Below are 18,707 nucleotides of genomic sequence, written 5' to 3'. Positions count from 1 at the left end.
CCGGGACCCGTTGTCAGTGGCGCCTGTGAAGCTGGGCTGCATGGACGACAGGATGCTCCGGCGCCGGGTCTACGGCGCCGACCACGACGACCCCGATCCCGGCCCGCGCCCCGGCCATGTCTACGGCGAGCTCGTGGGCGGCCCGCTGGACGGGCTCCTCCTGGACATCACGGGCTGGAGCCCGCGCCGGCTCGCCGAGGAAGCCCGGCTCCCCACCGAGATAGGGCGCTACGGAGCCGGGGGCCGCACCCACTACCGCCGTCGCGCGGCCGACCCGGACCGCTGGGACTGGTCGGGCGACAGCCCGTGACCGCGACAGGTGTGGCGGGGCGTCAGCCGGTCGCTCCCCGGCTGACGTTCCGGGCCCACAGCACCAGCGGGAGCTGAAGCGGCAGCCGGGCGATCGTCACGGCCCAGGTGGCGGGGGAGCGGCGCCGCGCATCGACGGCCATCTTCACGTTCGCGGGGAACACCCCGACGAAGAACGCCGCCGCGGCCAGCGCCGCCACCCGGCGCGTCCGCGGATGGGCGACACCGGCGGCGAGCGCCAGCTCGGCCGCGCCGCTCGCGTACGTCCACTGCCGGGCGGTGCCGGGCAGGGCGCTCGGGACGGTCGCGTCGAACTGCTTCGGCACGAGCGCGTGCGCCACGCCCGCCCCGGCCAGCAGGCCGGCGAGCAGCAAGGGGGAAGAAGGAGTGCGCAGCATCGGAAACGTCCTCTCTCAGCAACAGGAGCCCGCGATCCTACTCCCGGGTAGGGATCGGTCCGGAAGATTCCTCGAAGAAACATCCGGGGAGCTGTCGATCCGGACGTCTCCCGTTCGACGCAGGAGTGAGAGGCGGGGACAACCCCCGCCCGTCCGACCGAGGAGTCACCGTGCCGCGCTTCCTTTCCCTGATCCGTATTGACGAGCAGAGCCTTCCCGCCGACACCGAGTTCCCGCCGGAGTTCGGGCAGCGCATGGGCGCCCTGATGGAGGAGATCACCAAGGCCGGGGTGATGCTCGACACCGCCGGGCTGCTCCCCACCGCCCAGGGGACCCGCGTGACCTGGTCCGCCGGCAAGCTGAGCTACACCGACGGGCCGTTCACCGAAACCAAGGAGGTCGTCGGCGGCTACGCCATCCTCCAGGCCAAGGACAAGGCCGAAGCACTGGAGTGGACCAAGCGGTTCCTGGAGATCCACCCCGTGGAGTGGACGGTCGGCGCCGAGCTGCGCCAGATCGACGAGGGCTGACGGCGCCGCGTTTGCCCTGCCTCGTCACGGCTGCTCTGATGGGTGGCCGTGACGGCAGTGAATACGGCCCAGGCGGTCGAAACGGTGTTCCGGATCGAGTCGGCGCGGATCATCGCCGCCGTCGCGCGCATCGTGCGCGACGTCGGGATCGCCGAGGAGATCGCACAGGACGCGCTGGTCGCCGCACTGGAACGGTGGCCGCAGTCGGGTGTCCCGGACCAACCGGGCGCCTGGCTCACGGCCACCGCCAAACACCGCGCGATCGACCTCGTCCGCCGCAAGGAGACGTACGCCCGCAAGCTCGCCGAGGTCGGCCGGACCCTGGAGGACGTGCCGCCGCCCGCCGAGCCGGCGGCCCCGGACGACATCGACGACGACCTGCTGCGGCTGATCTTCACCGCTTGCCATCCCGTCCTGGCCACCGAGGCCCGGATCGCGCTCACCCTGCGCCTGATGGGCGGGCTGACCACCCAGGAGATCGCCCGCGCCTTCCTCACCTCCGAGCCGACCGTCGCCCAACGCATCGTCCGGGCCAAGCGAGCCCTGGCCAAGGCGGGCGTGCCCTTCGAAGTCCCGTACGGCGCCGACCGCGAGGAGCGGCTCGCCTCCGTCCTGGAGGTGATCTACCTGATCTTCAACGAGGGCTATTCTGCGACCGCCGGCGACGACCTCGTACGCCCCGCCCTGTGCGAGGACGCCCTGCGCCTCGCCCGGGTACTGGCCGCCCTGATGCCCGAGGAGCCCGAGGTGCACGGGCTGGCGGCGCTGCTGGAGTTCCAGGCGTCCCGGATCTCTTCCCGCACCGGACCCGACGGTGAACCGGTGCTGCTCGCCGACCAGAACCGGTCCAAGTGGAACCGGATGCTGATCCGCCGCGGCGCCCTGGCCATGCAGCACGCGGGAAGCGGCCCGTACTCCGTCCAGGCCGCGATCGCCGGCTGCCACGCGGAGGCCGTCCGCTACGAGGACACGGACTGGGCGACGATCGCCACCCTCTACGGACGGCTCGTCGAGCTGGTCCCGTCACCGGTCGTGGAACTCAACCGGGCCGTCGCCGTCTCCATGGCCGAGGGCCCGCAGGTGGCGCTCCCGCTGGTCGACGCCCTCGCCCGGGAGCCGGCCCTGCGCAGCTACCACCTGCTGCCGAGCGTACGGGGCGACCTGCTGGAGCGGCTGGGTCGCAAGGAGGAGGCCCGCGCGGAGTTCGAACGCGCCGCCTCGCTCACCCGCAACGCCCGGGAACGGGCCCTGCTGCTCGGGCGTGCCGCCCGCGCGTGAGCACGGGCGGCCGGCGCCGTCAGGAACGGCGGGCGTACGGGGCGGTGTCGAGCGGTGAGTCGACGGGACGGCGCGGCCCGGCGAGCGCGACGGGGCGGCGCAGCGAACCGTGCCGGGCGATCTCCCGGACCGTCTGCCGCAGCGCCTCCTGGAAGTCGGCCATGGTGCGGCGCGCGGGGGCGGTGTCCACGTAGATCGAGTTCATGTGCAGGCCGTCGGTGTCCCGCTGGAACCAGGAGCAGGCGCCGTTGGCGCGCGCCGACCACACGTGGGAGGTCGGCCGCCAGTCCTCGTGCCGCTCGGCGCCTGGGCACTTGCGGACGTCGATGTACGAGAAGAAGTTCACCGGGTAGGGCCAGGAGCGGGCGGCGAACTCGGCGGGGGCCAGCAACTCCCAGGCCCGGACGAACGGCACGTCGATGTGCTCCATCATCTCGCCGAAACCGGCCCGGACCGCCGCCATGACCTGGGCGAAGTCCCGCCCGGGCGATGCGTCGAACTCGATCGGCATGGTGTTGACGAACCACCCCACCGAGTTCTCCCAGCCGGCCCGGCCGCGCTCGCTGACCGGCATGAACCCCCGGTACACGCCGGGCCCGCCGGCCTCGCGCAGACAGACCGCGACGGCCGCGAGCACCCCCATGAACGGCTTGCCGCCCACCGCCCGGCAGGCCTTCTCGAACACCTCCGCCTCGGCCGCGTCCAGCAACGGCGAGGCCTCGTTGACGATCGGGTACATCCGGTCCGGCTCCACGCCGAGTTCGAGCGGGAACCGGGGGAAGAACTCGCCCTCGCCGCGCGCCATGAACGACTTCCAGTAGCCGAGGCGTTCGTCGTCGGCGTCGATGGAGAGGTAGCGCCGGCGCTGCTCCTCGGCGAAGTCCAGGTAGCTCGGCGCGGCCGGCAGGTCGATGTCCTCGCCGCGCCGCAGGGCCTCGTACGCGCTCTGCACCTCGTGGACCACGATCGGCATCGACAGGCCGTCACACACGATGTGGTCGAAGGCCAGGTAGACGGTCGCCGAATCCTCGCGCAGGACGGCGCCCATGGTGAACAGCGGCCAGGAGAGCGTGTCGATGCTGCGCTTGAACCGGTCGACGAGGAAGCCGCGCAGAGCCTCGGAGGAGTCGAACGCAGCCACGGGCACCGTGTCGAGGGCGAGTTCGCAAGCGGCGATCGGTTCGCACGCCAACTCGCCCGCGAGGCGCCGGAACTCGCACCGCAGCACCTCGTGGCGGCGTACGAAGGCCAGCAGGGCCCGGGTCAGGGCCTGCTCGTCCAGCACGCCCGCGACCTCGAAGGTGACCGCGATCCAGGACGCTACGGGATCGTCCGCGCCGCGGCTCTCCTCCGCGACGGTGAAGTGCTTGTCCTGGTTGAACGAAGCCCTCCTGCCCGCCGCGTCGCCCGCGCCGTCGGTGTCCGCCGCCGCGGCGGCCGTGGACCGCAGCCGCCATTCGACGACCCGTCCCGGTGCCATGTCGTGCGTCTCCAGAGGAAACTGCCGCATTCCGTCATCCCTTCGCCCCCAAAGTCAACCCCGAGGCCCTAACGACACCCGCCCCACGGAAGTGACGCCCACCAGTTCGTCCACCGGTCGTGGCGGTGCGCGGGCCGCGGCGGCGCCGGCGTCAGGCGGGGTCCTCCGCGGAGTCGGGGCGGACCTCGATGTGGTCCGCGGCCAGGTCGACCGCCACGCGGTGCTCCATGCCCAGCGCCTGGAGGAACTTGTACGGGAGCTGCACGCGGCCCGTCCGGTCCAGCATCACGTACTCGCGCTCGCTCACCGACTCCGCGCCGTGCTCGTCCGTCACGGTGCGGCGCAGCACCTCGCTGCTGGTGCGGCCGTCGCGGATCGCCACCGTACGGCGGACCTCGCCCGCGACGAGCGGGTCGTGCGTCACGATGACCACGGTGGCGCCGAGCTCCCGGTTGACGGTGCGGAAGGCCTCGAAGATCGCCGCTCCCGTTTCGGAGTCGAGCTCGCCGGTGGGTTCGTCGGCGAGCAGGACCGCCGGGTCGTTCGCCATGGCCACGGCGATGGCCACCCGCTGCTGCTGGCCGCCGGAGAGCTCGGCGGGCCGCCGGTCCGCGAGATCGGCGATCTCCAGGGCCTCCAGGAGACGGGTCACCTGAGCCGCCCGGCGGCCGGCCGTGCCGCGGCCGCCCCGCCCCCGCAACTGCATGGGCAGGGCGATGTTCTGAGCTGCCGTCAGGAAGGGCAGGAGATTGCGCGCGGTCTGCTGCCAGACGAAGCCCACCGCCTCGCGCCGGTAGCGCAGCCGGTCCTTGGCGGACATCGCCAGCAGGTCGTAGCCCTCGACGGTGGCCGAACCGGCCGTGGGCACGTCCAGCCCCGCCAGAACGCCCAGCAGAGTGGACTTGCCGCTGCCGGAAGCACCGACCAGGGCGACCAGGTCACCCCGTTCCACGGTCAGTTCCAGGCCCTGCAGTGCCTGTACCTCGACTCCGTCCGCGCTGAAGATGCGGACCAGGCGGTCACAGGCGATGGCGGTGTCCGCCCGCTGGGTGCGCGGTCCCGAGGCGGCCAGGGCCTGCCGGCGCAGCTCCTCGAAGGTCGGCTGGTCGCTGTTCAACGCTGGTCTCCCGCTCTCAACTCGGTGGTGATCTGACGCCGTCCGGATATCCCCGCTTCGGCGAGCACGGCCGCGGTGACCAGGACGGCCAGCCCCAGCGCCTGGGTCAGTACGGGCAGCGCCGTCAGCCGGAGCCCCGCGGGCACCGTCGAGCCGACCAGGGCGGACAGGTCCATGGCCGGTCCCAGCAGGGCGACGGCCGCGGCCGCGACGAGTGCGCCGCCGAGGGTGGCGGCCAGCGCCTGGGGCAGTGCCTCCGTCAGGATCAACCGGAAGCCGTCCCGGGGCCGCAGGCCCATCGTGCGCAGGCGCGCCAGCAGCGCGGCCCGTTCGGGCGCCGCCCGTACCAGCGTGAGCAGCACGGCCAGCAGGGCGAAGCCCGCGGCCCCTGCCACGGAAGCCCAGAACAGCCGGCCCGCCGCACGCTGGAGCGGATCGCTGCCCAGCTCGGCGGCCACGGTGGCGCTGGTACGGACGGAATACCGCCCGGCCGTCCCGGCCGGGGCGTTCGCCCGGACGGCCTCCCGCAGCCGGGCCCCGTCGACCTCCCCGGTCGCGAACCACCGGTCGGGTTCCCCGGTCCGGGGCACCCGCGCGGTGGTGGGCCCGGCCGGCAGGACGACGACGGCACCGCCCGTCCCGGCCCTGGCCGGGGTCCCGTCGACCACGCCGACCGAGCCGATCCGCAGTTCGCCGCCGCCGCCGAGGCTCAGCCGGTAGGTGCCGCTCGCCGCCACCTTGGCCAGGGCGCTGCTGAACAGGGCGGGCAGCGGGGCGTCGGCGGAGTCCGCACTGCCGGCGCCCGAGAGCAGAGCCGGGTCGAACTGCCCGCGCCCGATGGTCCGGGCCAGTTCCGCGTACGCCACGGGTTCTGCGACGATCACCGTGACCTGGGTCGAGCCCTGGTCGGTGCCGAACACGAACGCCTGGTCGTCCGTCCACACCCCGACCGACGTCCGGACGCCCGGCAGCGCGGCAGCGGCCCCCGCCATCGACTGGGGCACGGCGCCCCCGTACGGCGCCGTGATCTGGACGTCACCGCCGACGGTGAGGCGGGCCACCTGCAGCCGGCCGGCGTCCACCGCCTCCAGCACCGTGGCCCCGAACCCGCCCGTGGTGACGGCCAGCAGCAGGGCGATCAGCGGCAGCACCGAGGGCCGGGCCCGGCCGCCGGTGCCCCGGGCGGCGCGCGCCAGACCGAGGAAGCCGACCAGACCGGGCCGCCGCCCGGCCGCCCGGGCCAGTGCCCCCACGAGGACGGGCTGGAGCCGGGCCAGGACCAGGCCGCCGCACAGGGCGAGCAGCAGCGGGGCGGCGACGAGCAGCGGGTCCAGGCCCTCACCGGCGGGGGCGACCCCGCGACTGCGGACTTCGAACACGGCCGCGGCGGTGGCTGCGACGACCAGCAGTTCGGCGACCAGCCGGCGGCGCGGCGCCGGCCCGAGGCGCCGGGCGGACAGCAGTACGGCGGCCCGTACCGGGAAGGCCAGCAGGGCCAGCAGGGTGACGGCGCCCGCCGCGAGCAGGGTGGCGGTCCACCGGGGGGTCGGCAGCAGCCATGTCGCGAGCCCGGTCGCGAGCGAGGCGGCGGGCAGGACGGTCACGGCGCCCTCGCCGAGCAGCCGGCCGACGATGCCGCCCGGCGAGCCGCCCCGGGCCAGCAACAGGCGCAGTTCCGACTCCCGCCGGTCCGCGGTGAGGGCGGCGGCCAAGCAGAACACCACGGCGGCCACGCCGGCGACGCCCGCCGGCCCGATCGCGGCGAGCGGCGCGGCCGCCTCCTGCCGGGCCCGGGCCTGCTTGAACAGCTCCGGCAGCCGCGAGGTGATCCGCAGGTCGCCCCGCAGGGTGGCGCGCCGCAGATCGGTGGTGGTCGGGCCGCTCACGTACGCGGCGATCTCGGCGGCGACGTCGGGCAACCGGTCGGCGCGCAGCCGGCCGGTGTCCACGGGGATCCGCCAGAAGTCCTCGGAGCCCTCGCCCCATTGCCCGAGCCGGTCGAGCCCGTCGGGCCCCACGAGGGCGGCGGTCTGCCAGTACCGCTGGGGCGGAACGGCGGGGGTGGTCTTCTCGCAGGCATGGGTGAGACAGGGCAGCCCGGCCCAGTAGACGTCGGCCTCGTCAGTGGCCCGGTAGAGGCCGACCACCTCGGCGCTCATCGGCGGGGCGGAGCCGCTCGCCACGGCCTCCAGCACCGTGCCGATCCGGACGCCCAGGGTCTGCGCGGCCTGCTGGGACAGCGCGACGGGCACGGGCCCGTCCGGGACGCCGCCGCCGGGCCAGCGCCCGGCGACCAGCTCGGTGTGCGCGGCGGCCTCCCGCAGGTGCAGCAGGTCCAGCTTGGGCGAAACACCTTCGGGGCGGGGCAGTTCGGGATTGCCGAGGGCGCGCGCCTTGACCGCCTGGGAGCCGTGGACCGGCCCCGAGGGGGCGACGGCGAAGCCGACGCCGGTACGGGCGACCAGCGCGGCCCGAACGGAGTCCAGCTCCTCGACGGACTGCTTGCCGTACCTCGCCTCGGAGGTCGCGAGCAGACTCGTCGCGGCGGGCCCCCGGTCGTGGAGGAACGAGCGAAGCGCCTGATCGGCGCCCCGGTCCACCGCGCGCGGCAGGGCGGCCGCCAGCAGGACGGCGACGAAGGCGAGCGCCGCGGCGAGCACGGCGCTCGACGGCGCCGACCGCAGCCGGGTCCGGACCCACGGCGCCGACCGGTCCCCGGTTCCCCGCCCGTCCCCGGTTCTCCGGCCGTCCGCGGCCGCGTGGCCCGGCGGGCCGTCCGGTGTCTCTGCGGGCCTGGTCACATCTCCTCCACGTGCCGCAGCCGGGCGGCCGCGTTCGAGACGTTCCGGTCGCGGCGGCCGCCGAGCACCGCCGACAGCAGCGGTACCGCGGCGACCGCGGCGGTCAGCAGCAGGGTCATGCCGCCGGGCAGGTCGACCAGCACCTGCGGCACGGGGCGGCGCGCGGCGGGCGTCAGCACCACCAGCGGCACCACCAGATGGACGATCGCGGCGCCCAGCCCGACCCCGACGGCGCTGCCGAGCCCGACCAGCAGGCAGCTCTCGGCCGCCGCCGTCCGGGCCAAGCTCCGCCGGGACGCCCCGAGCGCCATCAGTACCGCCGAATCCCGGGCCCGCTCCCGGGCGCCCGCCGCCGCGGAGGCCGCGAATCCGATGGCCGCGAGCACCGCGCAGGCCGCGGCGAGGGCGGCCAGCGCGCTCTGCGGGCCTGCGCTCAGCGGGTCGTCCAGCAGCCCGGCGGCGACCTCCCCGCGCAGCCGTACCTGCTGCACCCCGGCGCCGGCCCGCAGTTCGGCGGCGGCGCGGGCGGGCGCGGTGTCGTCGGCGGACTTCGCGGGCAGCCACCACTCGGTGGGCGCGGGCAGTTCCCGTGCGCCGCCGGCCGCCAGCAGGCGTCCCACGGCGTCCAGGTCGACAGCGAGCGCGGTGTCCCCGGCGACGGGCAGCGAGCCGATCGCGGCCGTGATCCGCACCGGCACCGATGCGCCGCCCAGCGGGACGGGGACCAGGTCGCCGACGGCCGCGCCGACCCCGGCGAGATAGGCGCGGGTGGCGATGCCCGGCACCTCGGCGATGGTCTGCACGCCCGGCGGGGCCAGCGCCAGCTGGATCCCGCCCGCGGCCTTGCTGCCACCCCGGTAGCGCAGCCGTACCAGCTCCGCACCGTCCTGTGCGCCCGGCAGCAGTTCCGCGGCGGGGGAGCCGCCGGTCAGCGCGGGAGCGGTCAGCGTCCAGCCGCCCGCGCCAGCCGTGGCCGGGGTCGGCACCGGTTCGGCCCGGCCGGCCGGAGCGTCGGCGACGGACAGCCGGCGTACGGTCAACTCGCCGCCGGCGTCCGGCGGCTCGGGCACGGCGAAGTCCGAGGCGCCGTTCTCGCCCGGGACGTACGACACCGCGATCCCGGCGAGGGTCAGCGGCGCCGCGGCCGAACCCAGCGGGGCGCCGGTCAGCGCGCCCAGGTCCACCGAGACGGTCGTCGCACCGCCCGTGGGCAGCTGGGCCATCGGTGCCCGATAGGTGAGCCCGAACCGGTCGCGCAGCAGCAGCCCGAGCCCGACGTGACCGTTGTCGCCGCCCGACACCCGAAGTTCCACGTCGAGGTCGATGCGCTGCGGCCGCCCGGGCAGGACGATGCCGGCCGCCCGGGAGGCGGTCGGCGCGGACAGGGGGGCGAACAACTCGCCCATCCCGCGCCCGTCGCGCAAGTCGGCCCGCAGCGGCACCCGTTCGGCCACCCCGGCCGCGTCCAGCGCGAGTACCTGGGCGACCCGCCCGCCCGGCAGCTCCTGCGGCTTGCGGATCACCGGTATCACCGCCCCGCCGCCGGGCAGCGCCGCGTACCGGCCGCCCTGGCCCATCGCTGCGAGGTCGCTGCCGGAGATCCGCAGCCCCCCGGCGGTGGCGAACTCGGCCTGGTCGCGCTGGGAAGCCGACCAGGCCGTGTGCTGTCCGAGGGCCAGGACCCCGCTGGAGACGGCGAGTACGAGCAGCAGCACGGGTCCGGTGGCCCGCCCGGGCCGGCGCGCGAGCTGCCAGCCCACGAGTGCCGGGCCAAGGCCGCGGCCCCGCGCGGCGATCCGCCCGCCCAGCCGCGCGGCGAGCGGCAGCAGTCGCAGTACCAGGAGCGTGCCCGCGCACAGGGCCAGCGTCGGCGCGGCCACCAGCACCGGATCCACGCCGAGGCGGCCGCCGGGAGCCGACGTACCGGCGGTGAGTCCGTCCTCGCCGTGTTGGGCCAGCTGCTGGTAGGCGAGCGCGGCGAGGGCCAGCAGTGCCAGGTCGGCGCCCGAACGGGCGGCTCCGGCGACCAGGGCCTGGCGGCGTCCAGTGCGGCGCAGGGCCGCGGCCGCGGCGCCGCGCAGTACGGCGGGCAGCGCGGCCAGCAGTACGCAGGCGAGCGCGCAGCCCGCCGCGACCGGCCAGAGCAGCCAGGTCCCGGTGGGGCGCATCGGCACCCGGGCGAGCGGCCCGAACCCGCCGAGCAGGCGCAGCAGCGCCGGGGTGAGCAGCGGTGCGAGGACGGCGGCGGGCAGGGCGAGCAGCAGCGATTCGGCCGCGCTCAGCACGCCGAGCCGGCGACGGGACGCGCCGCGCGCGGTGAGCAGGACGCGCTCGCCCTCCTGGCGCTCCGTCAGGAGGTGTGCGACGAGCAGCAGGGCGGCCCCGGCCAGGACGGCGAGCTGCAGCGCACCGATGAGCAGGGTCGAGCGGGCGACGAGCTGCGCGGATGCCAGTTCACCGAGGAACTCCGGCAGTTCGGTCTTGGCCTGCAGGGACTTGGTGCGCTTCAGCGCGTCGGCGGCTGCGGTCGTACGGTCCCGCACGGCCTCCGTGTCGGAGCTGCGGGCGCCGGCGAAGTCCGGGGTGAGGAGCGAGCCGCGGTTGTTCTGCACCAGCCCGCCCGCGGTGAAGGCCGTGTCGTCCACGAGCAGCGGGCCGTACGTGGTGAAGCTGCCGACCTGGAGTTCCCGGCCGCCGAGCGGGTCGAGCCGCCAGTAGGGCGCGTCGGGGTCGGCCGTCCGGTACACGCCGGTGACCAGCACGGTCAGCGGGGCGCCGCCGTACCGGTCGTCGAGCCGCACCTCGGCGGGCAGGGCCTGCGGGCTCAGCCCGAGCCGGGTCAGTGCCGCCCGCGGAACGGCCACCGGCAGCCGGCCGCCGGGTGCGGTGACCGGCTGCGGCCACGCCCCCGCGAGCAGCCGTACGTGTTTCTGGTCGAAGGCGGCGAGCAGCGTCAGATCGGCGTCCTTGCCCGGGGTGCGTGCACCCGGCAGCCCGAACGAACGGCTGCGCGCGACGCTCTCGACGGCGACTGGCAGCCGGCCGAACAGCCCTTCGGCGAAGGCGCGTACGGCCTCGTCGTCCGTGCCGCGGTCGGCCGCGGCGTGCTCGCCGGTGACGAGGACGGTGGTCCGGGCCCGGTCCGGGCCCTGGAGGGCCTGACGCAGCCCGGCCTCGCCCACGTCGCGGGTGAACGCGGACAGTGCGGTGAGTACCGTCGTGGTGATCAGTACGGTCAGCAGCACGGCGGCGGCGAGCGGCACCCGCCCGCGCAGCCGGCGCACGACGAAGCCGAGCATGTGCCGTGTTCCTCCCCCATCCGGACCGTTGGCACCGGATAGCGGACAATGCTGTCAGATTCGAACGCGCGACGGAAGGGTCTTGCGCGAAGGGCGGGACGGATGAGCAAATTCGAAATGAAGCGATTGAGATTCCAGGGGGAGTCCACACCATGACGCAGGATCAGGACGACGCGGCGGCGACGCCCATGCTCGTGGTGGACGGCCTCCACCGCAGTTTCGGCAGCGGCAAGCGCGCCGTACACGCCCTGCGCGGGGTGTCGTTCGAGGTGGAACGCGGCGTGCTCACCGCCCTCAAGGGCCGCTCCGGCTCCGGCAAGACCACCCTGCTCAACCTGGTCGGCGGACTGGACACCCCGAGCGGCGGCACCGTCGTGCTCGACGGCACCGATCTCGCCGCACTGGACGAACCGGGCCTGCTCGCCCTGCGCCGCGACCGGATCGGCTTCGTCTTCCAGTCCTTCGGCCTGCTCCCCGTCCTGACCGCGGTCGAGAACGTCGGCGTCCCGATGCGGATGCGGGGGATCCCGGCGAAGCAGCGGGAGGAACGCGCCCGCACCCTCCTCGCCCTGGTCGGTCTGGCCGAGCACGCCGAGCAGCGCCCCGGCGAGCTTTCCGGCGGTCAGCAGCAGCGGGTCGCCGTGGCCCGCGCCCTGGCCAACGAGCCGGCCCTGATCATCGCCGACGAACCCACCGGCCAGCTCGACTCCGAGACGGGCCACTCGATCATGCAGCTCCTGCGCGCGGTGGTCCGCAGCGAAGGAGTCACCGTCCTGGTCGCCACCCACGACCCGGCGCTGATCGAACTCGCGGACCGGGTGGTGGAGTTGCGCGACGGCCGCATCCACGCGGAGTCACCGCAGCCCCCGGACACCCCGGATACCCCGGATACCCCGGATACCCCGGATACCCCGGACACCCCGGACGCGCCGCCGTCCGCACAGGGCCTCGTCAGCTCCTGAGCAGGCGCGCCATCACCCCGACGGGCAGCGCGGGGTTGGCGGCCGCAGCTCGGCCCACCGCGGGATCGGCGTCCGCGAGCAGGTCGACGATGACCTCCGGGGGCAGCGCCGGGTGACCGCCGGCGCGGGGCCGGGCCTTCGCGTCGGCGAGGCAGGGCGAGAGCGCCTCGGCCGTCGCGTTGCGGTGACCGGCGATCTCGCGCAGCGCCCGCCGCACCGGCGGATCGTGCCGGGCCAGCTCCTCCAGCAGGTCCGGCGGGGCGTCCGGATTGGCCGCCACCCGTGCGAGGACCAGTGCGCCGTGGCGCGCGACCACGGCGCGCAGCCGCTCCTCGGACAGGCCCGGGTGCGGGGCTACGGACCGGACCACCGCGGCGTCCGGATCGGCGGCCAGACGGTCGCGCAACTCCGGCTCCAGATCGCGCCGCTCGGCCACCAGCATCCGTACGCGGGCATCCGCCGCCCCGGCAGCCTCCGCGAGTTCGGCGGGTGTGGCGGTGGCGATCCTCGGCAGCAGGGTGGGGCCGATCCGGGTCGCCGCGGCCAGCTGCGCGAGCACGTCGAGCGGCACCCGCGGGTGCCGGGCGAGGCTGCGCGCCACCTCGTCCCCGCCGCCCCCGGCGGCCAGTGCGCGGATCAGGGGTTCGCCGATCGCGGGATTTCCGGCCGCCGTCGCGCGGACCCCCAGTACCGGGTCGAATGCGAGCCGCGCGTACAACTCCTGCGGCAGGTCGGCGCGTTCGGCCAGCGCCCAGCGGATCAGCATGGACGGGTCGCCGACGAGGGAGGCCGCGGCCGCGGCGGGAGTCGCCGGGTTCCGCGCGGCCTGCTCCCTGATCTCGTGGACGGTGGACTCGTGCCCGCCCGCGCAGGCGGCGCCGCCGCGCAGCTCGCAGTCCGTCCGCGGGCAGTACGGATCGTGGGTGAAGGGGATCTCCTCACGGTCGCAGACCAGGCAGGAGCGGGCCGGAGCGAGCCCTTCGCCGGTGATCAGCGCGGCCAGCGCGACCGGCGGCACCGCCTCGTTGAACGCGGCCCCCCGGCGCACCTCGGCATGCGGGTGCGCCGCCAGGCGCGCGGCGATCGACGGCTCCGTCGTCCACAGGGCCAGCTCCGCGACCACTGCGACATCCGGATCGGCGGCGAGCGTCTCCACGACGTCGAGGGGCAGGCCGGGCCGGGAGGCCAGGGTCTCGCGGATCCCCCGGTCCGGATGGGCCGCCAGCAGACGGGCCCAGCCGGGCGGTGCGACGCCCTCGTCCAGCAGGGCCAGGGCCACCGCGGGCCGGGCCGCCGGGTCCACGTCGGCGGCGTCCAGCCGGCCCGAGCGGGCGAGCCGGATCGCGACGTGTTCGTCGCGCGCGGCCAGCGCCGCCGCCCGGACGGGCCCGAGGTCCGGGCGCTCGCTCAGCGCATCGGCGAGCTCCGCCCCCTCTGCGTCGTCCGCGACGGCACGCTCGACCAGCCGGTCGAGCAGCGCGCCCGGCAGCGCCGGATTGTCCGCGAGCCCGCACAGCAGGTGTCCGGTCACCGCTCCACCGCCTCGGCCAGCGCCGCGGTCAGCGCCTCGGCGTACGGGTGCGGGTGGCGCAGGCGCGGGGTGACCACCCCGATGTGCCGGGCGGGGCGCGGCGGCTCGACCCGTACGACCGCGAGGGACGCCTCCGGGGCCAGCGACACGTGCGGGATCAGCGAGACGCCCACACCCGCGGCGACCAGGGTCTGTGCGAAGAACCAGTCGGTCGTGGAGGCCGCCACCCGCAGGTCGAATCCGGCGAGCCCCGCGTACCGGTGCAGGAAGGCCTCCGTCTTGAGGCAGCCGAGCACCCAGCGGTCCTCTGCCAGTTCGGCGAGACCGATCGAGGCACGGCCGGCGAGCCGGTGTTCGCGCGGCAGGACCAGCCACAGCGGATCGTCCGTCAGCGGCGTCCAGTCGAGCCCGGCCCGCAGGGGCAGCGGCCCGTCGAAGTGGTAGGCCAGGGCGAGGTCGGCGCGGCCGCCGCGCACCATCGGGACCGCGTCCTCGGGTTCGGCCTCCCGCACGGTCAGCTCGACATCGGGGTGCGCGGCCACGAACCGGGCCAGCGCCCCGGGCAGCAGCCGGCGTCCGCCGCTGGTGAACGTGGCGATCGTGAGCCGTGGTCGGTCGGCCGTCAGCCGGTCGATCGCGTGGCGGACCTGGTCCAGCTCGGCGGAGATCGTCTCCGCCGCCTCCACCAGCAGCCGTCCCGGCTCGGTCAGGGTGACCCCGCGGGTGCTGCGCACCGCCACCGGGTGGCCCAGGCTCCGTTCCAGCGACGCGATGTGTTGCGAGACGGCGGACGGGGTCAGCAGCAGTGCACCGGCCGCCTTGTTGAAGCTGCCGTGCTCGGCGACGGCCCGCAGGATGCGCAGCCGCTGCACATCGATCATCGGTTTTCCTTCATGCGGTTTCGTACCCGTTCGGCAGCTGATCGTTCTGCCGGGACGATACAGCGGCGCCGTCCCCGACCGTCGGGTCGGTCGGTCGACCGGCCGGATGGTGCGGCTGCGCGCCGAGCCCTCATCCCTCGCCCGTGCGGCGCTCCAAGGGAGTGGCTACCGCGGAGTTGCTCACGCTGAAGGTGACGCTGCCGGCACGGTAGCGGTCGTCGCTCCACTCGATCGGGCGACCGGTGGCGGTGGCCGATACGTGTCGCTGGCGCAGCAGCGGGCTCCCGCGCCGGATCTCCAGCAGCCGGGCGTCCTCGCTGCCGGCCCCCAGGGCGTCGATCAGGTGCTCGCCGTAGTGGGCGACGATCCCGGAGCCATTCGCGAGGCCGTCCATCACCGAGCCGACGTCGTCCGGCATCGCCTCGACCGCGCCCGCGACCCAGTCCGCGTACGCGGTCCGCTCCACCATGGTCGGCTCCCCGTCCAGGAGCCGCAGTCGCAGCACGGCCAGGATCTCGGTGCCCGGCGCGAGCGCGAGCCGGTCGGCCTCCTCGGCGGTGGCCGGCCGGCGGGTCCGGGTGAGGAAACGGCTGGTGACTTCTTGGCCGAGCCCGTCGGCCCACTGGGCGAAGCTGTTCAGTTCGCCGAAGCTGTGCCGGCGCTCGTGGCGCAGGACGATCCTGCGGGCGCCCTGGCGGGAACCGATCAGCCCCTCCGCGGCGAGCGTGGCCACGGCCTGGCGGACGGTTCCGCGGGACGCGGACCAGCGGGTGGCCAGATCGCTCTCCGATGGTAGTTGGGCGCCCACCGCGTACTCGCCGGAGAGGATCGCCGTGCGCAGCGCCTCGGCGATCTCCAGATACCGGACCGTGCCCATGCCGTGCCGCCCCCTGTCGTCGTCGCAGCCGTGTACGTGTTCCGCCACCCTAGGCCTTGAAGATCATTACACCGGTCCTGTCACGGCTGCTTTCGGTCATTCTCGTCTCTTCGTCGAGTCGTGCCCCGCGGTCCAGCCCCCGTTCACCGTCCGTACAGTGAAGCCGGGCGAACTGGAGCCAACTTGTTCAGACAAGTAGACCCCCGTCAGGAACCCGTCTCCGGGAGAGACCGTGCTCAGTTCCTCCGCCCGCCGTGGTGCAGCCGTACTGCTCAGCGCCGCCGTCCTCACCACGCTCAGTGCGTGTGGCGCCGCTCCGGACCAGGCCGCCGGTACCGCTGCCGACGGCAAGTCCCAGGTGCAGCCGGGCGCCGCGACCTCGGTCGCCGACCTCGGCGGCATGGACGCCCTCGTCGCGGCCGCCCAGAAGGAAGGCCAGCTGAACGTCATCGCGCTGCCGCCGGACTGGGCGAACTACGGCGAGATCATCAAGGCCTTCGAGGCCAAGTACAAGATCAAGGTCAGCAGCGAGAACCCGGACGCCTCCAGCTCCGACGAGATCGCCGCCGTGAAGTCCCGCAAGGGCCAGAAGCGCGCCCCCGACGTGATGGACCTCGGCATCGCCTTCGCGCGCAGCGGAGCCGACGAGAACCTGTTCGCCCCGTACAAGGTCACCGCCTGGGACAAGATCCCGGCCGGCCAGAAGGACGCCGACGGCCGCTGGTACAACGACTACGGCGGCTACGTCTCCATCGGCTGCGACGCCGCCAAGATCCCGAACTGCCCCGCCACCTTCGCGGACCTGCTCAAGCCCGAGTACAAGGGCAAGGTCGCCCTCAACGGCAACCCGACCAAGTCCGGCTCCGCCTTCGGCGGCGTCTACGCGGCCGCCCTCGCCAACAAGGGCTCCTTCGCCGACATCCAGCCCGGCATCGACTTCTTCGGACAGCTGCGCAAGAGCGGCAACTTCATCCCGGTCGAGTCCACCCCGGCCACCGTCGAGAAGGGCGAGACGCCCATCTCCATCGACTGGGACTACCTGAACGCCGGCTACGCCGAGCAGTTCAAGGGCAAGGGCGTCGACTGGAAGGTCGCCGTCCCCACCGACGGCGTCTACGCCCAGTACTACTCGCAGGCCGTCAACAAGGAGGCCCCGAACCCGGCGGCCGCCCGCCTGTGGATGGAGTTCCTCTACAGCGCCGAGGGCCAGAACCTGTGGCTGAAGGGCCACGCCCGCCCGGTCCTGCTCCCCGTCATGACCCAGGACGGCACCGCCGACAAGGACGCGGCCGCCAAGCTCCCGCAGATCCAGGGCACCCCGACCTTCCCCGCCTCCGCGGAGCTGGACAAGGCCAAGGCCACCCTCGCCGAGAAGTGGGACAAGGCGCTCTCCTGATGTCCCCCTCCACCCCCACCTCCCACCCGGAGGGGACCGCCGGCGGCAGCACCAGCCGCCGCCGGCGGCGCGGCCCGCGCACCTGGCTCGCCGCCCTCCCGCTCCTCGCCTTCACCGGGCTCTGCTTCGGCATCCCGCTCGGCGCCATCGCCTTCGGCGCCGTCACGCAGACCGACCCGGCGACCGGCGCCACCCGGCTGACCGGAGAGCACCTCGCGCGCTCGCTCCAGGGCCCCTACCTCGGCTCGCTCATCGGCAGCGTCCAGCTCTCCGCCCTCACCGCGACCGTGGGCGGCGTGCTCGGGGTCCTCATCGCCCAGGCCGTGGTCACCTCCCGGTCCCGCGCCCTGCGCAGCGCCGCGCTGACCGCCTCCGGCGTCCTCGCCAACTTCGGCGGCGTCCCGCTGGCGTTCGCGTTCATCGCCACCGTGGGCATCTCCGGAGTCGTCACCCAGCTCGCCCATCTCACGGGACTCGGCTGGAACCTGTACTCCTTCACCGGTCTCACCGTGGTCTACCTGTACTTCCTGATCCCGCTGATGGTGCTCGTGATCGCCCCGGCGTTGGACGGACTGCGGCCGCAGTGGCGCGAAGCCGCCCACAACAACGGGGCCACCGGATGGCAGTTCTGGCGCCACGTCGGACTGCCCGTCCTGGCTCCCTCCTTGCTCGGCGGGTTCGTGCTGCTCTTCGGCACCGCCTTCGCCGCGCACGCCACGGCCGCGGCCCTCGTCGGCGGCTCCGTACCGCTGGTCACGCTGAAGATCGCCGACGCGCTGTCCGGAAACGTACTGACCGGACAGGAGAACGTGGCGCTCGCCCTCGGCCTCGACATGATCCTGATCGCCGGCCTCGTCATGGCGGTCTACCTGCCCCTCCAGCGACGGAGCGCCCGATGGCTGCGATGACCCCGACGCCCGCATCGACCGCCCCGCACGCAGGGACGGGCGCGACAGCGCCGGCCGGCCCCGCCGCACCCGGCACGGCGGCCCGGCCGCGCCGCCGCCCCCGTCCGCGGGTCTGGCGCGGAGCCGTACTCCTGCTGGCGGGCGCGTACTTCCTCGTCCCGCTGATCGCCTCCTTCGTGTTCACCGTGCACGTGCCCGGGCAGGGCATCAGCTTCGAGGCGTACACACAGCTGCTCTCCGCCGACGGGTTCACCGAGAGCATGCTGCTCTCCCTCGGGCTGGCCGCCGCGACCATCGCGACGTCACTGCTGCTCGCAGTGCCCGCTCTGGTCGCCGTACGGCTCGGTTCGCCGCGACTGCGCCCGGTCGTGGAGGTGATGTGCATGCTGCCGCTGGTGGTCCCGCCGATCGCACTGGTCACCGGTATCACCACCGTGCTGCGCTGGGGACCCGAGCACCTGTCGCGGACCCCGCTCTACCAGACCTTCCTGGCCGTGCAGAACGAGCAGTTCCCCGTCGTCCTGGTCCTCGCGTACACGGTACTGGCGCTGCCCTTCGTCTACCGCTCCCTCGACGCGGGCCTGCGCGCCATCGACGTGCCGACCCTGGTCGAAGCCGCCCGCAGCTGCGGCGCGAGCTGGCCGTACGTGGTCCTGCGCGTGCTCCTGCCCAACCTGCGGGCCTCGCTCGCCGGAGCGGCCTTCCTCACCCTGGCCCTGGTCCTCGGCGAGTTCACCATCGCCTCCCTCCTGGGCTTCCGGCCCTTCGCCGTGTGGATCGTCACGATCTCCGGAGCCCACGCCCGGATGTCGGTGGCCGTCTCCATCCTCAGCCTCCTCATCACGTGGCTGCTGCTGCTCGTCCTCTCGCGGGCCGGGACCAACCCCGCCACGGTGTCCTCCGCCCCCAGTACCTCCACCTCCCGCAAGGAGTCCTGACC

At 74.4% G+C, this 18,707-nt stretch carries 15 protein-coding genes; 7 read left to right on the top strand and 8 right to left on the bottom strand.

The genetic code is table 11. The features are described from left to right. Positions 1-40: 40 nt before the first annotated feature. On the top strand, positions 41-310 hold the full coding sequence (locus OHA65_RS05195) for a hypothetical protein (protein WP_327281911.1): 270 nt from the start codon (positions 41-43) through the stop codon (positions 308-310). Positions 311-332: 22 nt separating this feature from the next. Here the strand turns inward: OHA65_RS05195 and OHA65_RS05190 are convergent, their stop codons facing one another. Further along, positions 333-707, bottom strand: coding sequence for a hypothetical protein (locus OHA65_RS05190; RefSeq protein ID WP_327281910.1), 375 nt, complete (start codon positions 705-707; stop codon positions 333-335). A 170-nt stretch (positions 708-877) separates the two neighbouring features. Here OHA65_RS05190 and OHA65_RS05185 point away from each other — a divergent pair, with 170 nt between their 5' ends. Both OHA65_RS05185 and OHA65_RS05180 read left to right on the top strand, forming a co-directional pair. Next, positions 878-1,237 (top strand): YciI family protein, encoded by a 360-nt coding sequence (locus OHA65_RS05185; RefSeq protein WP_327281909.1) that lies wholly within the window; start codon positions 878-880, stop codon positions 1,235-1,237. Positions 1,238-1,294: 57 nt separating this feature from the next. After that, on the top strand, positions 1,295-2,515 hold the full coding sequence (locus OHA65_RS05180) for an RNA polymerase sigma factor (protein WP_327285996.1): 1,221 nt from the start codon (positions 1,295-1,297) through the stop codon (positions 2,513-2,515). Positions 2,516-2,534: 19 nt separating this feature from the next. Here OHA65_RS05180 and OHA65_RS05175 read toward each other — a convergent pair whose 3' ends face one another. The 4 genes from OHA65_RS05175 to OHA65_RS05160 form a co-directional block, all read right to left on the bottom strand. Beyond that, complete coding sequence (locus OHA65_RS05175; protein WP_327281908.1) at positions 2,535-4,025, bottom strand: condensation domain-containing protein; 1,491 nt, start codon at positions 4,023-4,025, stop codon at positions 2,535-2,537. Between the two features lie 121 nt (positions 4,026-4,146). Then, positions 4,147-5,112 (bottom strand): ABC transporter ATP-binding protein, encoded by a 966-nt coding sequence (locus OHA65_RS05170; protein WP_371645915.1) that lies wholly within the window; start codon positions 5,110-5,112, stop codon positions 4,147-4,149. Then, the gene (locus OHA65_RS05165; RefSeq protein ID WP_371645913.1) at positions 5,109-7,913 is read right to left on the bottom strand and encodes a hypothetical protein; all 2,805 of its coding nucleotides are present in this window, start codon (positions 7,911-7,913) and stop codon (positions 5,109-5,111) included. The genes OHA65_RS05170 and OHA65_RS05165 overlap by 4 nt, the downstream gene beginning before the upstream one ends. Further along, complete coding sequence (locus OHA65_RS05160) at positions 7,910-11,212, bottom strand: FtsX-like permease family protein (protein ID WP_405761349.1); 3,303 nt, start codon at positions 11,210-11,212, stop codon at positions 7,910-7,912. The genes OHA65_RS05165 and OHA65_RS05160 overlap by 4 nt, the downstream gene beginning before the upstream one ends. A gap of 152 nt (positions 11,213-11,364) precedes the next feature. Between OHA65_RS05160 and OHA65_RS05155 the strand changes: the two genes are divergently transcribed. Next, a complete protein-coding gene (locus OHA65_RS05155; RefSeq protein ID WP_405761347.1) occupies positions 11,365-12,174 on the top strand; it encodes an ABC transporter ATP-binding protein in 810 nt (269 codons plus the stop codon). On the opposite strand, the gene OHA65_RS05150 is transcribed toward OHA65_RS05155, so the two are convergent. The 3 genes from OHA65_RS05150 to OHA65_RS05140 all read right to left on the bottom strand — a co-directional run bounded on the left by OHA65_RS05150 (position 12,164) and on the right by OHA65_RS05140 (position 15,463). After that, a complete protein-coding gene (locus tag OHA65_RS05150; RefSeq protein ID WP_405761344.1) occupies positions 12,164-13,705 on the bottom strand; it encodes a hypothetical protein in 1,542 nt (513 codons plus the stop codon). The two genes, OHA65_RS05155 and OHA65_RS05150, sit on opposite strands and share 11 nt — an antisense overlap. Beyond that, on the bottom strand, positions 13,702-14,586 hold the full coding sequence (locus tag OHA65_RS05145; RefSeq protein WP_327281901.1) for a LysR family transcriptional regulator: 885 nt from the start codon (positions 14,584-14,586) through the stop codon (positions 13,702-13,704). The genes OHA65_RS05150 and OHA65_RS05145 overlap by 4 nt, the downstream gene beginning before the upstream one ends. A gap of 130 nt (positions 14,587-14,716) precedes the next feature. Then, the gene (locus OHA65_RS05140) at positions 14,717-15,463 is read right to left on the bottom strand and encodes a GntR family transcriptional regulator (RefSeq protein WP_329316307.1); all 747 of its coding nucleotides are present in this window, start codon (positions 15,461-15,463) and stop codon (positions 14,717-14,719) included. Positions 15,464-15,695: 232 nt separating this feature from the next. On the opposite strand from OHA65_RS05140, the gene OHA65_RS05135 reads away from it, so the two are divergent. From OHA65_RS05135 to OHA65_RS05125, 3 genes are read left to right on the top strand one after another with little or no spacing between them, the layout of a single operon-like run. Next, on the top strand, positions 15,696-16,859 hold the full coding sequence (locus tag OHA65_RS05135) for an ABC transporter substrate-binding protein (RefSeq protein ID WP_371645906.1): 1,164 nt from the start codon (positions 15,696-15,698) through the stop codon (positions 16,857-16,859). Beyond that, complete coding sequence (locus tag OHA65_RS05130) at positions 16,859-17,767, top strand: ABC transporter permease subunit (protein WP_327281898.1); 909 nt, start codon at positions 16,859-16,861, stop codon at positions 17,765-17,767. The genes OHA65_RS05135 and OHA65_RS05130 overlap by 1 nt, the downstream gene beginning before the upstream one ends. Beyond that, the gene (locus OHA65_RS05125; protein ID WP_328761743.1) at positions 17,755-18,705 is read left to right on the top strand and encodes an ABC transporter permease subunit; all 951 of its coding nucleotides are present in this window, start codon (positions 17,755-17,757) and stop codon (positions 18,703-18,705) included. Before OHA65_RS05130 ends, OHA65_RS05125 begins: the two co-directional genes overlap by 13 nt. Positions 18,706-18,707 lie beyond the last annotated feature (2 nt).

Source organism: Streptomyces sp. NBC_00045 (assembly GCF_045041095.1).
GTDB lineage: Bacteria > Actinomycetota > Actinomycetes > Streptomycetales > Streptomycetaceae > Streptomyces.
The sequence above is the reverse complement of the archived record's forward strand: the minus strand, read 5'-3'. Positions and strand labels throughout refer to the sequence as shown.

Coding starts and splice junctions, on each gene's coding strand:
- OHA65_RS05195 (WP_327281911.1), top strand. CDS start 41: ATGGACGACAGGATGCTCCGGCGCCGGGTCTACGGCGCCGACCACGAC.
- OHA65_RS05190 (WP_327281910.1), bottom strand. CDS start 707: ATGCTGCGCACTCCTTCTTCCCCCTTGCTGCTCGCCGGCCTGCTGGCC.
- OHA65_RS05175 (WP_327281908.1), bottom strand. CDS start 4,025: ATGCGGCAGTTTCCTCTGGAGACGCACGACATGGCACCGGGACGGGTC.
- OHA65_RS05160 (WP_405761349.1), bottom strand. CDS start 11,212: ATGCTCGGCTTCGTCGTGCGCCGGCTGCGCGGGCGGGTGCCGCTCGCC.
- OHA65_RS05155 (WP_405761347.1), top strand. CDS start 11,365: ATGACGCAGGATCAGGACGACGCGGCGGCGACGCCCATGCTCGTGGTG.
- OHA65_RS05145 (WP_327281901.1), bottom strand. CDS start 14,586: ATGATCGATGTGCAGCGGCTGCGCATCCTGCGGGCCGTCGCCGAGCAC.
- OHA65_RS05140 (WP_329316307.1), bottom strand. CDS start 15,463: ATGGGCACGGTCCGGTATCTGGAGATCGCCGAGGCGCTGCGCACGGCG.
- OHA65_RS05130 (WP_327281898.1), top strand. CDS start 16,859: ATGTCCCCCTCCACCCCCACCTCCCACCCGGAGGGGACCGCCGGCGGC.
- OHA65_RS05125 (WP_328761743.1), top strand. CDS start 17,755: ATGGCTGCGATGACCCCGACGCCCGCATCGACCGCCCCGCACGCAGGG.